The organism is Streptomyces sp. NBC_01092, assembly GCF_045039535.1.
Taxonomy (GTDB): Bacteria; Actinomycetota; Actinomycetes; order Streptomycetales; family Streptomycetaceae; genus Streptomyces.
In genome coordinates this window covers 9,359,610-9,373,559 of record NZ_CP108659.1, presented here as the reverse complement: position 1 = coordinate 9,373,559, position 13,950 = coordinate 9,359,610, and the positions used below count along the sequence as shown (strand labels likewise).

The window sequence follows — 13,950 nt, the reverse complement described above, 5'->3', positions numbered from 1 at the left end:
GAGGTGCTCCGTGTGATCCGTCGGGAGGGGGTCAGATGCGCTCGACGATGGTGGCGATGCCCATGCCGCCGCCCACGCACAGCGTGGCGAGGCCGTACCGCTTGTCCTGGCGCTCCAGTTCGTCGACGAGCGAGCCGAGGATCATCGCGCCGGTCGCGCCGAGGGGGTGGCCGAGGGCGATGGCGCCGCCGTTGACGTTGACCTTGTCCAGGGACAGGCCCATGTCCCGTACGAAGCGCAGGACGACCGCCGCGAACGCCTCGTTGATCTCGACGAGGTCGATGTCGTCGATGGTCAGCCCGGCCTTGGCGAGCGCCTTGCGGGTCGCGGGCGCGGGGCCGGTGAGCATGATGGTGGGCTCGGAGCCGGAGACGGCGGCGGCGATGATGCGGGCGCGCGGGGTGAGGCCGTAGCGCTCGCCGACCTCCTTGTTGCCGATCGCGACGAGCGAGGCACCGTCGACGATGCCGGAGGAGTTGCCCGCGTGGTGGACGTGGTCGATCTTCTCGACCCAGTGGTACTTCTGCAGGGCGACGGCGTCGAAGCCGCCCAGGTCGCCGATGTCCGCGAAGGACGCCTTCAGCTTGGCGAGGGAGTCGGCGGTGGTGCCGGGGCGCATGTGCTCGTCGTGGTCGAGGACGACGAGGCCGCTGCGGTCCTTGACCGGGACGACGGAGCGGTCGAAGCGGCCCTCCTTCCAGGCCGTCGCCGCCCGCTCCTGCGAGAGCGCCGCGTACTCGTCGACGTCCCGGCGCGAGAAGCCCTCGATGGTGGCGATGAGGTCGGCGCCGATGCCCTGCGGCACGAAGTTGACGGAGAGGTTGGTCATCGGGTCGTTGAACCAGGCGCCGCCGTCCGAGGCCATCGGCACCCGGGACATGGACTCGACGCCGCCCGCGAGGACGAGGTCCTCGAAGCCCGAACGGACCTTGGCGGCGGCCATGTTCACGGCCTCCAGACCCGACGCACAGAAGCGGTTCTCCTGGACGCCCGCGACCGTGTCCGGCAGCCCGGCGGCGATCGCGGCGATGCGGGCGATGTCGGAGCCCTGGTCGCCGACCGGGCCGACGACGCCGAGCACGATGTCGTCGATGGCGGCCGGGTCGAGGGCCGGGAAGCGGCCCTGGATCTCGTGAATGAGGCCGACGACCAGGTCGATGGGCTTGGTGCCGTGCAGGGCGCCGTTCGCCTTGCCGCGGCCGCGCGGGGTGCGGATCGCGTCGTACACGTACGCTTCGGTGCTCACTGGTAAGCCTTTCGAGGGTGAGGGTCAGCCCAGCAGGGAACGGCCGATGATCTCCTTCATGATCTCGGTCGTCCCGCCGTAGATGGTCTGGATACGGCCGTCGGTGAAGGCACGGGCGACCGGGTATTCGCTCATGTAGCCGTAGCCGCCGTGCAGTTGCAGGCAGCGGTCGGCGACCCGCTTCTGGAGTTCGGTCGCCCACCACTTGGCCATGGAGGCGTGGACGGCGTCGAGCTCTCCGTTCGAGTGATCCTCGATGCAGCGGTCGAGGAACGTGCGGGTGACGGCGCACTCCGTGGCCATCTCGGCTATCTCGAACCGGATGTGCTGCTTGGTGGCGAGGGCCCGGCCGAAGGCCTCGCGTTCCTTGACGTACTCGGTGGTGATCTCCAGCAGGTGTTCGGCGGCGGCGATCGCGGAGACGGCGATGCTCAGGCGCTCCTGCGCGAGGTTCGTCATCAGGTGGATAAACGCGCCGTTGAGCTCGCCGAGGAGGTTCTCCTTGGGCACCTGGACGTCGTTGAAGAACAGCTCGGCCGTGTCCTGCGACTTCTGGCCGATCTTGTCGAGGTTGCGGCCGCGCTCGAAGCCGTCCATGCCGCGCTCGACAACGAGCAGCGACAGCCCGTGCGCGCCGCCCTCGGGGGTCGTCTTCGCGACCACGATCACCAGGTCGGCGAGGATGCCGTTGGAGATGAACGTCTTCGAGCCGTTCAGGACCCAGTGATCGCCGCGGTCCTCGGCGTGGGTGCGGATGCCCTGGAGGTCGGAGCCGGCGCCCGGTTCGGTCATGGCGATGGCCGTGATCAGCGAGCCGTCGCAGAAGCCCGGCAGCCAGCGGCGCTTCTGCTCGTCGGTGGCGAGCGAGGTGAGGTACGGGCCGATGATGTCGTTGTGCAGGCCGAGGGCGAGTCCCGGGGCGCCCGCACGCGTGAACTCCTCGGCGAGGACCGCGCTGTAGCGGAAGTCGTCGGTGCCGCCGCCTCCGTACTCCTCGGACACGGCCATGCCGAGCAGACCGTGCTTGCCGGCCGCGCGCCAGGCGTCGCGGGAGACGATGCCGTCCTTCTCCCACTGCTCGTAGTACGGCAGCACCTCCTTGTCCAGGAAGCTGCGCACGGTCGCGCGGAACGCGTCGTGCTCGGGGGCGAAGATCTGCCGCTTCATGCGAGGCCCTTCATGTCAGCGTCCTTCGCGTCGAGGCTCTTCGTCGCGGGGCCGTCCGTGTCCAGGCCCTTCAGGAGATCGGGTACGTCCCAGTCGCGGGCCACGCCCGCGGTGTCGGCGCCGGGTTGTGCCGGGCCGGTGCGTACGGCGGTGGGGGTCGCCGAGAACCGGGGCGCCGGGGCGGGCTGGGTGATGCCGCCGTGGTCGGTGAAGGTGCCCCGGGCGGCGAGGTGCGGGTGCTGCGGCGCCTCGCGCAGGGACAGGACGGGGGCCACACAGGCGTCGGAGCCCTCGAAGACGGCCGTCCACTCGTCCCTCGTACGGGACTTGAAGCGGGCCGCGACCACCTCTCGCAGCTCGCCCCAGCGCGCGATGTCCTTGCGGGCGGAGGCGAAGTCCTCGACGCCGAGGAGTCGCAGGAACTCGTCGTAGAACTGGGGTTCAAGGGCGCCGACCGCCATGTACTGGCCGTCTGCCGTCTCGTAGGTGCCGTAGTACGGGCAGCCGCCGTCCAGGAGGTTCGCACCGCGCCGGTCCTGCCAGCCGCCGGCCGCGAGCATGCCGTGGATCATCGCGGAGAGGTGGGAGGTGCCGTCCACGATGGCGGCGTCGACGACCTGGCCGGTGCCGGTCGCGCGCGCGTGATGGAGGGCGGCGAGGATGCCGACGACGAGGTAGAGCGAGCCGCCCGCGTAGTCGCCGACCAGGTTGGCGGGGACGGCGGGCGGTTCGTCGGGGCCGCCGATCATGCCGAGGGTGCCGGTGACCGCGATGTAGGCGATGTCGTGCCCGGCACGGTGGGCCAGCGGCCCCTCCTGGCCCCAGCCCGTCATGCGGCCGTAGACCAGCTTCGGGTTGCGGGCGTGGCAGGCTTCGGGGCCGACGCCGAGGCGCTCGGCGACGCCGGGGCGGTAGCCCTCGATGAGGATGTCGGCGCGGGCGGCGAGGTCGAGTACGCGCGCGGGGCCGTCGGGGGACTTCAGGTCGACGATCACCGAGCGCTTGTTGCGGTTGGTGATGTCGAACCGGGTGTTGACGGCCAGCCCCGTGCCGCCGGGCCGGTCCACGCGCACCACGTCGGCGCCCAGGTCGGCGAGGAGCATGGCGGCGAACGGGCCGGGCCCGATTCCGGCCAGCTCGACCACGCGCACGCCGGTGAGCGGGCCCTGTCCTGGCATCGTCGCCATCCTGCCCCCAGGGGTATGACACTACTGCTGTAACACCAGTGATGCTAAGAAGATGCGCCGACGGACACAAGAGCAAGCGCTTAGGAAGTTACCCGCCGGAAGTCGGACCGCGAACCCGCCCCGTCGCAATCAGCGCGCGTCGAGCTCCGCTATCAGCCGCTTCGGCGCGATCGTGCGGTAGCTCTCCTCCACCCAGTCGCACAGCAGCTCCGCCGTCGGGGCGTCCTTCTGCTCCAGCGGGATGCTGACCCAGCCGGCCTTCCCGAGGCCGTATCCGGCGGGCTCGGCGCCCGGACAGGTCAGGGCGTGGGCGTGGGCCGACTCGTCCTTGAGCTTCACGGTGACGCCCATCGGATAGCTGCCGTCGTCGACGCCCAGGAAGACGAACACCTTCTTGTTGACCTTCGCGACCGTCTCACCCCAGGGGAACTCCTCGACGGCGCCAGGCATCCCGAGGGCGAACTCACGTACTTTTTCCCACTTCTTCAGGGCAGTTCTGGGCACGGCCACCGCATACCTCCGGGCTCGTCGTCGGGCTCCGCACACCTCACGCTAGCCTCGGCCACCGACAACGGCGCGTGGTGCGGGACCGAGGGGTGTCATGAGCAGGTTGAGCAGGACGGACCGTCCGTACGACATCGTTCTCTTCGGAGCGACGGGGTTCGTCGGGGTACTCACCGCGGAGTATCTCGCCGAGAACGCGCCCGAGGGGCTGCGCTGGGCGATCGCGGGCCGCAGCAGGGAGAAGCTGGAGCGGCTGCGCGAGTCGCTGCCGGGCGGCGAGGGGATCGGGGTGCTGGAGGCGGACGTCGCCGATCCGGCCTCGATGCGCCGGCTCGCCGAGCACGCGCGCGTGGTGGCGTCCACGGTGGGGCCCTACGTGAAGTACGGCGAGGACCTGGTGGCGGCCTGCGCGGACACCGGCGCCGACTATCTCGACCTCTCCGGTGAGCCGGAGTTCGTGGACCTGACGTACGTCCGGCACGACGCACGCGCGCGTGAGACGGGCGCGCGGCTGGTGCACGCCTGCGGCTTCGACTCGATCCCGCACGACCTGGGCGCGTATTTCACGGTCCAGCAGCTGCCGGAGGACGTGCCGCTGTCGGTGGACGGTTTCGTGACGGCCGACGCCACCTTCTCGGGCGGTACGTTCGCTTCGGCGCTCAACCAGTTCGCGCGCGGCCCCCAGATGATCGCCGCCGCACGCGACCGGGCCCGCCATGAACCGCGGCTGATGGGGCGCCGGGCGATGGCACCCACGGGCGTGCCCCGGTTCGCGGGGGAAGTCGGAGCGTGGGCGGTGCCCTTGCCGACGATCGACCCGCAGATCGTGAAGCGGTCCGCGAGGGCCCTGGACCGCTACGGCCCCGACTTCCGCTACCGCCACTACGCCGCCGTAAAGCACCTCCCCGTCGTGCTCGGCGGCGTCGCGGCGATGGGCGGGCTCTTCACGGCCGCCCAACTGCCGCCCGCCCGGCGCTGGTTGTCCGACCGACTCAAGCCGGGCGAGGGTCCCGGCCCCGAGAAGCGCGCGAAGAGCTGGTTCTCCGTCCGCTTCGTGGGCGAGGGCGGCGGCCGCCGGGTCTTCACGGAGGTGGCCGGAGGCGACCCCGGCTACGGCGAGACGGCGAAGATGTTCGCCGAGTCGGCCCTCTCCCTGGCCTTCGACGAACTGCCGCCGACAGCCGGCCAGGTCACCACGGCGGTCGCGATGGGAGACGCCCTGATCGAGCGCCTGCGCACGGCGGGCATCACCTTCCGGGTGGCCGCCGTCCGCTGAACCGCCTGCCCTACAGCGGCCACCCCGCGATGGTGTAGATCATCCCGACGATCCACCCCAGCCCGGCCAAGGTGGCCAGAACCAGCGCAACCGTCACGGCACGCTCGACGGGACGGTCGGGGTTGGCGAGGGGCTTCGGGGAGCGGTGCGTCGTCATGCGTCCCAGCCTGCCGATCACGGCATGGCTGGGGCATCCGTACGGGTACTCAGTCGGCGTACTCAGTCCGCTCGTTGAGACATGCCGTCGGATCTAGCCGGTGGCCACTCCCCCAGCGCCTCGGCGATCCGGTCCCGTGCGGCAGGGTCGTGGCTGATCCCGGCGAGCCGGACGGCGAGAGGCCCGACCTGCCAGCCCGCATCGTGGTCGAAGAACGGCGGCGGAGCGGCCGCGTTGTGGGCGAGCTTGGCGACCAGTTCGGCGAGGCGGCCGAGCGCGCACCGTTCCTCGGCGAGCCCCTCCCCCTCGGCGACTGCGCGCCCCCGGACCTGGTCGAACACCCCGCGCCCCAGGCTCCAACGGTCACAGTCGGCCGCCAGTGCCAGGGCCGCTTCGATCTCCGGTGTGCGCCCCGAGCGCCCGGCCGCCGCTTCGAGCACTCGACCGGCCCAGGTCACCGGATCGGCCTGGCGCTCGAACAGAGCTCTCCCCCACGTACGGGTCGGGTCTGCCGCCGCTCGGTCCGCGAGCTCCTTCCTCGGAGCGGTCGCCTCCTTCAGCGCCCGGCGACACAGCGAGTCCGCGTGCCGGGTCGTTTCCGGGAGTCGGTATTCGGGGGCCAGTGCAAGCGTGTGGGCACAGGCGTTGGTCAGGCTCGTGCGGTGGCCCACCGAGACGAACACCGGCTTGACGGAGTCGCGGGTGCGCAGGGCGCGGCCGACCTCCTCGTCGGAGGCCATGAGCGGGGTGGAGGAGCCGCGTGGCGTGGCGGGGGCGTCGTAGGTGAAGGTGAACGGGTTCTTGGCGACGCCGATCGTGGGCAGGCCGGTGAGGACGCCGAGGTGGCTGGCGAGGCCGAAGCGGCGGGGGTGGGCTCGGCCGTAGCCGTCGCAGACGACCAGGCCGGGCGGGCAGGGCAGGGCGTCGAGGGCGGCCAGCACCGTGGGGATCTCGCGGAAGGCGAGGAGGCCGGGGACGTACGGGAAGGAGATCCGGCCTACGGCCGTGGCCTCGGCCACGACCTCCAGGGTCGCCGCGTCGAGGACGACCGCCGCGGCGGCGACCACGTCCCGATCGTCGTCGTAGGCCACGTCCACGCCGGTCACGTGCCCGGACCCGGGCGGTGGCCCCGGCTCGTCGAGCACCACTCGCTCCCGCAGCTCGTCCTGGACGGCGCGGGCCTCCTCCTCGGTCGCGGGCCAGCCCGCGGGAATGCGTACGGTCGTCATGGTGGGCACGAGCGTACGGGCCCGGCGGTAGGGTCGCGATCATGTTCGTACTGGAGCTGACCTACACCGCACCGATCGAGGACGTCGACGCCGTGCTGGAGGCCCATGTGGCGTGGCTCGACGAGCAGTACGAGCAGGGGGTCTTCCTCGCGTCCGGGCGCAAGAACCCCCGCGACGGTGGCGTCATCCTGGCTGTCGCCGAGGACCGTGCGCGGATCGAGGGGATCGCCGCGACCGATCCGTTCGTCGGCGCCGGCGTCTGCGCCTACCGCATCACCGAGTTCGTCGCCACGAAGACCGCGCCGGCCCTGGAGCGGTACCGCGAGACGCTCGGCTGAGGGCCCGCTCGGTCACTTCCCCAGCGCACGCTTGAGTTGGCCCTTGTTCATATCCGAACGCCCGTGGATGTTGCGCTGCTTGGCCTCCTGGTACAGCTGGTCGTAAGTGGGGCCCTGGGAGCCCTTGCCCGAGCGCAGGCCGCCCCGCCTGCCGGAGGACATGTCTTCGGTGGACGTGCGGCCGGCGGTCTTCGACTCGCCGGACCGGGCGCGCTCCTTGTTCACCGTCCGCGCCGCGATCTCCTCGGCGCGCGAGACGCTCTCGCCCCGGTCCCGGGCGCTTTTCTTGATGTGCTCGTACTGGCGTTCCCGCTTCGGGCTCGAACCGGCCGGCATGTGCGTCACTCCTCTCGCGGACTGCTCACGCGGTCGGCGTCCGAGTACCCGCAATCCGCCGGTCACCTCTCCAGCCGCGCGACCCGCCCCTTCTCCCCCGCGGCCCAGCAGCTCAGGTCGGGCGTGCAGTCCACCGTGTCGTAGGAACCGCTGTCGACCGTCCGCCAGGTGCGCCCGGCGTCGGTCGTCAGGTCCGTGCCCGTGGGGCCGACCGCGAGGGCGGCGGTGCGGCTGTGCGGGAGCCAGGCGACGCCGGAGCGGTAGGCGGGCGGCGGCGTCTCGGCGGACGTCCAGCCGCGCCCGGCGTCGGCCGTGCGGGCCGCCGCCTGCGGGGAGGCCTGCTCGGGGCGGTAGTCGCCGCCGACCGCGAGCCCGTGGGTACGGTCGCGGAAGGCGAGGGCGAAGACACCCCGGGCCGGGTCGCCGGCCGGGATCGGCGTGTCGGTGGCCGTCCAGGTCAGCCCTCGGTCGGCGGAGTGCAGGACACGCGCGTGTGCCGCCCCGCCGGTGGCCAGCCAGACGTCCTTCGGTCCGGAGCCGACCAGGCACTGCCCGCTCGCCGCGAACCCGGCCTCGCCCTCCAGCGCGGCGGGCATCCCGGCGCTCGGCAGCACCTTCCAGGAGCGGCCGCCGTCGCTCGTCGACAGGATGCGGAACCTGCCGTCGACCGGGTCGCTCATCGCCAGGCCGTGCCGGCGGTCGAGGAAGGTGAGGCAGTCGTAGAAGGCCCGCGTGTCGGTGTTGCGGAAGGACTCGGTCCAGGTCGCGCCGCCGTCGTCCGTGCGGTACACCCGCGACGCCTCGCCCTCCCCGATGGCCAGCACCACGGCACGCCGCGCGTCGAACGCCTCGATGTCCCGGAACTGGAGCTCGGCCGCGCCCGGCGGCGAGACGTTCCGCCAGGTGGCGCCGCCGTCGGTGGTACGCAGGACGGTGCCCGCGGTCCCGGCCAGCCATGCCGTGCTGCGGCTGACCGCGGACAGGCCCCGGAAGCGCACCTCGGGCGTCCCGCTGTCCTTGAGCTCCCAGTGCGGCGCGTGCCCCTGCGGCTCGTGCGCCTGCGCGGGTACGGCCGTCAGCGCGGCCAGCGCCGCCCCGCACGCCATCCCGGCGGACATTGTCCGAAACGTACGCCCCACCCGTCGCGTGCTCCCCGAACGTCTCATGGCGGGCGAAGCTAGTGCACCGCACCGGCGCCGTCCAGATGTCCGCACCTGCCACAGCAGACCATCCGGTCACAGGAGGACGAACGCCCCACTCCCGTGCATGAAGGCGGTGACAGAGGTCACTCGCCATCGGGGTGCACGGATTGGCCGATTCCATCGTCTCTACGAGTGCCCGGTCTCGTCCACCCGGATGTTCGTCCAGCCGTCACAAGGGAGCAAGGCGTTGTCCACTGTCATCGAGCAGCCCGTCGAGGCCCGTCTTGTCGCCGCCGCGCCGCGGATGCAGAGCATTCCCGCGACCCTTCACTACGACCGGAGCGACCCGTTCGCCGTCTGTATGACCTTCCCCGCCCCGGCCACCCTGGAGGGTGTCGAGGTCTGCTGGACCTTCAGCCGGGAGCTGCTCCTGGCCGGGCTCGAGGGTCCCGAGGGCGACGGCGACGTCCGGGTGCGGCCGTACGGCTTCGACCGGACCGTCCTGGAGTTCCACGCCCCCGAGGGCACCGCGGTCGTGCACATCCGCACGGGCGAGGTGCGCCGTTTCCTCCAGGCCACGAGCGACCTGGTGCCCCTCGGCCTGGAGCACCTGCAGCTCGACCTGGACCGCGACCTGGCGGAACTGATGCGGGACGCCTGCTGAGGCCTCCCGCCGGGCGCCCTTGACGGGGCCGGCCGCCGGGCCTCCCCGGCCGGGCGAGCCGTAGGGCCCTCTCGCTGCGGTTCCCGCATCGGGCCCTAATTGCGTTGACACCGTCGCAGCCCCAACCTACGGTGTATAGCGGTCCTGTTGCCGTCGATTGGAGAAGGACGTTGCTCGTCTGAGGTCTGAGACACCGCGTCACACCTGAGGTGTGTGCGCAGCGTGCGACCTCGGCGTTCGAGCCGTCCTCACGGAACAGGGCTTTTCTCATGCCCCGGGCCTCCCGCCGCCCGATGGTCGCCGGTGTCTCGATACGCGTTTGCCCCTGATCGTTTCGAGCAACCGCGGAGGCGCCCCCATGCCTACATCCATCAGCATTACTTCCCTGTCCTTCACCTGGCCCGGCGCCGGCACCGTCTTCGAGGGCCTGGACGTCGCGTTCGGTCCCGGCAGGACCGGGCTCGTCGGCGTCAACGGGTCCGGAAAATCAACCCTGTTGAAGCTCATCGCCGGTGAACTCGCTCCGTCCGACGGCGCCGTGCGCGTCGCGGGCGAGTTCGGTTACCTCCCGCAGAACGTCACACTCGACACCCGCCTCAAGGTCGACGAGGCCCTCGGTATCGCCGCCAAGCGGGCCGCGCTGCACGCCATCGAGGAGGGCGACGTGGCCGAGGAGCACTTCGAGACCCTCGGCGACGACTGGGACGTGGAGGAGCGCGCCCTCGCCATCCTCGGCGAACTCGGGCTCGGGCACGTCGAGTTGGACCGCACGATCGGCGAGGTGTCCGGCGGCGAGTCGGTGCTGCTGCGCCTGGCCGCGCTGCTGCTGCGCCGCCCGGACGTCCTGCTGCTGGACGAGCCCACCAACAACCTCGACCTGTACGCACGCAGGCGGCTGTACGCGGCCGTCGAGTCCTGGCCAGGGGTGATGGTGGTGGTCAGCCACGACCGCGAACTCCTGGACCTCGTCGACCAGATCGCCGATCTGCGCTCCGGTGAGATCAGCTGGTACGGCGGCAACTACTCGGCGTACGAGGAGGCGCTCGCCACGGAACAGGAGGCCGCCGAGCGCATGGTGCGGGTCGCCGAGGCCGATCTGAAGAAGCAGAAGCGCGAACTGGTCGACGCCCAGCTCAAGTTGGCCCGCCGCAAGCGGTACGGGCAGAAGATGTGGGACCAAAAGCGCGAGCCGAAGATCGTCATGGGTGCGCGCAAGCGGGCGGCGCAGGAGTCCGCGGGCAAGCACCGGATCATGCACGAGGAGAAGCTCGCCGAGGCCAAGGAACGGCTCGACGACGCGGTGGTGGCCGTGCGGGACGACGACGAGATCCGCGTCGACCTGCCGTACACGGCCGTACCGCAGGGCCGCAGCGTGCTCACGCTGCGCGACCTGGAGCTGGCGTACGGCGCACGCGTGGCCACAGGCTTCGATCTGCACGGTCCGGAGCGGATCGCGCTGATCGGGCGCAACGGCTCGGGCAAGACGACGCTGCTGCGCACGATCGCCGGTGAGCTGGAGCCGGTGGCGGGCGAGGCGACGGCGCATGTCCCGCTGCGCTTCCTGCCGCAGCGGCTGGACGTCCTCGACGACGAGCTGTCGGTCGCCGAGAACGTGGCCCGCTTCGCGCCGGGCGCCACCAACAACCGGATCCGGGCGCGGCTGGCCCGCTTCCTGTTCCGGGGCGCCCGCGCCGACCAGAAGGCGGCGACGCTGTCCGGCGGCGAACGTTTCCGTGCGGCGCTGGCCGCACTGATGCTGGCCGAGCCCGCGCCACAGCTGCTGATGCTGGACGAGCCGACGAACAACCTGGACATGGCGAGCGTGCAGCAGCTCACCTCGGCCCTGGAGTCGTACGAGGGGGCGCTGATCGTGGCCAGCCACGACCTGCCGTTCCTGGAGTCGATCGGCATCACGCGCTGGCTGATGGTGAAAGAAGGAGAGCTGAAGGAAATCACGCCAGAAACTGTCGGAGATCCCGCCTAGCTCGCACCGGAGCCAGGCAGAACAACCCCAAGGACGGTGGTCGCGGGAGCTTCGAGGGAACGCCACGGAAGCTCCTCGAAGTCCGCGACTCCTTCACCGCGGCGCATCTCAGGAGGGCTACAGCCTGACCGCGGGGGTGTTGTCCGGGCGGACCGGCCCTGCATGATGGCGGATCGGTGCCCCATGCATCATGGGCACCGAATCCAGCCATCGACCCGGAGATCCCGTCGTGCCCAGCAAGAAGGCCCTCATCCGCCGCCCGAGCCCGCGCCTCGCCGAAGGGCTGCTCACGCACATCGAGCGCGAGAAGGTCGACCTCGATCTCGCGGTCGAGCAGTGGGAGACGTACACGGAGGCCCTGCGCACCCATGGCTGGGAGACCATCGAGGTGGACCCGGCCGACGACTGCCCCGACTCGGTGTTCGTCGAGGACACCGTCGTCATGTACCGCAACGTCGCGCTGATCACCCGGCCCGGCGCCGAGTCCCGGCGGGACGAGATCGAGGGCGTCGAGGAGGCCGTCGCCTCGCTCGGCTGCTCGGTGAACTGGATCTGGGAGCCGGGCACGCTGGACGGCGGCGACGTCCTGAAGGTCGGCGACACGATCTACGTCGGCCGCGGCGGGCGGACCAATGCGGCCGGCGTCCAGCAGCTGCGCGCCGCGTTCGAGCCGCTGGGCGCGCGAGTCGTCGCCGTCCCCGTGAGCAAGGTGCTGCACCTGAAGTCGGCGATCACCGCGCTGCCCGACGGAACGATCCTGGGCCGTATCCCCCAGCTGGACGCCCCGTCGCTGTTCCCGCGCTTCCTGCCGGTGCCGGAGGAGTCCGGGGCACATGTGGTGCTGCTCGGCGGCGACAAGCTCCTCATGGCGGCGAGCGCGCCCAAGACGGCGGAGCTGCTCGCCGACCTCGGCCACGAGCCCGTACTGGTCGACATCAGCGAGTTCGAGAAGCTCGAAGGGTGTGTGACATGTCTCTCGGTGAGGATGCGTGATCTGTACGCCTGACCGGCTGAACGGATCCCCTTTTCAGCCCCGGGACCTGCGCCTCCTGGGGCATTTCGCAAACCCGCGAACTCCCGGCGGAACGGCAGCTGATCAGCGGTCTTTACACCCCTCTTAACCTACGGCTTCGTAACCTACGGGTTCGTAGCCTACGATCCCGTAGGTTCCGGCAACCGCTCGCCGGTCACCCTTCCTGTCTTGTGCGTCCCCCTGGAGTTCCCGTGACGATCACTTCCCCTCATCTCGGCAGCCCTTCCGTCTGGACCGACGCCAAGCTGCTGTACGCGTTGGAGGAAGTCGTCGAGAAGGAACTCAACCGGCATCTGAAGGTCACCAAGGACTGGATGCCGCACGAGTACGTGCCGTGGAGCGACGGCCGTAACTTCCCCGGCTTCTTCGAGGACGGCGAGGCCTGGGAGAAGGGGCAGTCCAAGGTCACCGAGCTCGGCCGGATCGCCCTCGTGGTGAATCTGCTCACCGAGGACAACCTCCCCAGCTACCACCACGAGATCGCCTCGCTCTTCGGCCGGGACGGCGCCTGGGGCACCTGGGTGCATCGCTGGACCGCCGAGGAGGGCCGCCACGGCATCGTGATGCGTGACTACCTGCTCGCCTCGCGCGCGGTGGACCCGGACAAGCTGGAGCAGTTCCGGATGGCCCACATGAGCGAGGGCTTCGAGTCGGACAACCGCCACTCGATGCTGCACTCGGTGGCCTACGTCTCCTTCCAGGAGCTGGCGACCCGTGTCTCGCACCGCAACACCGGCCACCAGTCGGGCGACCCGGTCTGCGACCGCATGCTGGCGCGCATCGCGACCGACGAGAACCTGCACATGGTCTTCTACCGCAACCTGCTGAAGGCCGCCTTCGAGCTCGCGCCCGACCTGACGATGATGGCAGTGCGCGACGTGATCGTGAACTTCCGAATGCCCGGCCACGGCATGCCCGGCTTCGAGCGGGCCGCTGCGCAGATGGCGATCGGCGAGGTCTACAACATGCGCATCCACCACGACGACGTGATCCAGCCCGTCCTGCGCTTCCTGAAGGTCCTGGAGATCGACGGCCTCGGCCCCGAGGGGCTGAAGGCGCAGGAGGAGCTGGGGCTGTTCATGAACGGCCTGGACGCGGAGGCCCTGAAGTTCGACGAGAAGCTGGCGGCGCGCAAGGCCCGCCTGGCGGCCCGGGCGGCCGGCTGACCGCCGCCCCCAAGGTCTTCGTCGGCCGGTCCGCCAGTGCGCGGGCCGGCCGTCGCATTTTCCGGTGCGCGCGCTCCTGCGTGAGCCGTCGTCCGTGACGCTGCGGATCCTGGAGAACGACGATCCGGAACTCAACGCTGTGGCGTGGCACTACATCGGCACGCACGCTTCGCGCATCGCGCGCCTGAGGCGGGCATCATCGACGGCCCGGCGCGGTACGCGACCCGCCGGTTCAGCGTGCCGTACGCCTGAGCTCCAGGCGCTCCTTCTCCGAGAGGCCACCCCAGACGCCGAATCGCTCGTCGTTGTCCAGGGCGTAGTCCAGGCAGGCGGAGCGGATCGGGCACATGCCGCAGATCCGCTTCGCCTCGCGCACGGAACTGCCCGGCTCGGGGAAGAAGAAGTCCGCCCCTGTCTGTGCGCACAACGCCTCCTCCTGCCAGGCCAGGTCGGGCGAGGTGATCATCGTGATCGTGTCGATGTGCATGCGCAGGATCGTGCCGGGCGGCGAAAAACGTTCG

14 protein-coding genes and 1 pseudogene are annotated in these 13,950 nt (G+C 70.7%); 6 read left to right on the top strand and 9 right to left on the bottom strand.

All coding sequences use genetic code 11. The features are described from left to right. Positions 1 to 31: 31 nt before the first annotated feature. The 4 genes from OG254_RS42360 to OG254_RS42345 form a co-directional block, all read right to left on the bottom strand. Positions 32 to 1,246 carry an acetyl-CoA C-acetyltransferase gene (locus OG254_RS42360; protein ID WP_405592918.1) on the bottom strand — a complete coding sequence of 405 codons (1,215 nt, stop codon included), beginning with the start codon at positions 1,244 to 1,246 and terminating at the stop codon, positions 32 to 34. A 24-nt stretch (positions 1,247 to 1,270) separates the two neighbouring features. Further along, entirely contained in the window at positions 1,271 to 2,413 is a 1,143-nt protein-coding gene (locus OG254_RS42355; protein WP_405592916.1) for an acyl-CoA dehydrogenase family protein, read from the bottom strand. Beyond that, entirely contained in the window at positions 2,410 to 3,600 is a 1,191-nt protein-coding gene (locus OG254_RS42350) for a CaiB/BaiF CoA transferase family protein (RefSeq protein WP_405592914.1), read from the bottom strand. The genes OG254_RS42355 and OG254_RS42350 overlap by 4 nt, the downstream gene beginning before the upstream one ends. Positions 3,601 to 3,729: 129 nt before the next feature. After that, the gene (locus OG254_RS42345) at positions 3,730 to 4,110 is read right to left on the bottom strand and encodes an MmcQ/YjbR family DNA-binding protein (protein WP_147993045.1); all 381 of its coding nucleotides are present in this window, start codon (positions 4,108 to 4,110) and stop codon (positions 3,730 to 3,732) included. A 91-nt stretch (positions 4,111 to 4,201) separates the two neighbouring features. On the opposite strand from OG254_RS42345, the gene OG254_RS42340 reads away from it, so the two are divergent. Next, positions 4,202 to 5,380, top strand: coding sequence for a saccharopine dehydrogenase family protein (locus tag OG254_RS42340; protein WP_405592912.1), 1,179 nt, complete (start codon positions 4,202 to 4,204; stop codon positions 5,378 to 5,380). Positions 5,381 to 5,390: 10 nt separating this feature from the next. On the opposite strand, the gene mmpA is transcribed toward OG254_RS42340, so the two are convergent. Both mmpA and OG254_RS42330 read right to left on the bottom strand, forming a co-directional pair. Further along, positions 5,391 to 5,537, bottom strand: coding sequence for a morphogenic membrane protein MmpA (gene mmpA, locus OG254_RS42335; RefSeq protein ID WP_405592910.1), 147 nt, complete (start codon positions 5,535 to 5,537; stop codon positions 5,391 to 5,393). 542 nt (positions 5,538 to 6,079) lie between these two features. Beyond that, positions 6,080 to 6,766: pseudogene (locus OG254_RS42330) on the bottom strand (endonuclease V); the annotation flags it as partial. Between the two features lie 41 nt (positions 6,767 to 6,807). On the opposite strand from OG254_RS42330, the gene OG254_RS42325 reads away from it, so the two are divergent. Beyond that, the gene (locus tag OG254_RS42325) at positions 6,808 to 7,104 is read left to right on the top strand and encodes a YciI family protein (protein WP_405592908.1); all 297 of its coding nucleotides are present in this window, start codon (positions 6,808 to 6,810) and stop codon (positions 7,102 to 7,104) included. A 12-nt stretch (positions 7,105 to 7,116) separates the two neighbouring features. Here the strand turns inward: OG254_RS42325 and OG254_RS42320 are convergent, their stop codons facing one another. Further along, complete coding sequence (locus tag OG254_RS42320) at positions 7,117 to 7,440, bottom strand: plasmid stabilization protein (RefSeq protein WP_405592906.1); 324 nt, start codon at positions 7,438 to 7,440, stop codon at positions 7,117 to 7,119. A 62-nt stretch (positions 7,441 to 7,502) separates the two neighbouring features. Beyond that, positions 7,503 to 8,558 (bottom strand): WD40/YVTN/BNR-like repeat-containing protein, encoded by a 1,056-nt coding sequence (locus OG254_RS42315; RefSeq protein WP_405592904.1) that lies wholly within the window; start codon positions 8,556 to 8,558, stop codon positions 7,503 to 7,505. Between the two features lie 271 nt (positions 8,559 to 8,829). Between OG254_RS42315 and OG254_RS42310 the strand changes: the two genes are divergently transcribed. The 4 genes from OG254_RS42310 (at position 8,830) to OG254_RS42295 (ending at position 13,429) form a co-directional block, all read left to right on the top strand. Next, positions 8,830 to 9,246, top strand: coding sequence for an SsgA family sporulation/cell division regulator (locus OG254_RS42310; RefSeq protein WP_351199886.1), 417 nt, complete (start codon positions 8,830 to 8,832; stop codon positions 9,244 to 9,246). A 358-nt stretch (positions 9,247 to 9,604) separates the two neighbouring features. Next, the gene (locus OG254_RS42305; protein WP_405592902.1) at positions 9,605 to 11,230 is read left to right on the top strand and encodes an ABC-F family ATP-binding cassette domain-containing protein; all 1,626 of its coding nucleotides are present in this window, start codon (positions 9,605 to 9,607) and stop codon (positions 11,228 to 11,230) included. A 229-nt stretch (positions 11,231 to 11,459) separates the two neighbouring features. Further along, positions 11,460 to 12,236 carry a dimethylargininase gene (gene ddaH, locus OG254_RS42300; protein WP_405592900.1) on the top strand — a complete coding sequence of 259 codons (777 nt, stop codon included), beginning with the start codon at positions 11,460 to 11,462 and terminating at the stop codon, positions 12,234 to 12,236. 218 nt (positions 12,237 to 12,454) lie between these two features. Next, positions 12,455 to 13,429 (top strand): acyl-ACP desaturase, encoded by a 975-nt coding sequence (locus OG254_RS42295; protein WP_405592898.1) that lies wholly within the window; start codon positions 12,455 to 12,457, stop codon positions 13,427 to 13,429. Positions 13,430 to 13,661: 232 nt separating this feature from the next. Here the strand turns inward: OG254_RS42295 and OG254_RS42290 are convergent, their stop codons facing one another. Continuing rightward, positions 13,662 to 13,916, bottom strand: a complete 255-nt coding sequence (locus OG254_RS42290; RefSeq protein WP_405592896.1) for a WhiB family transcriptional regulator — start codon at positions 13,914 to 13,916, stop codon at positions 13,662 to 13,664. Between the last annotated feature and the right edge of the window lie 34 nt (positions 13,917 to 13,950).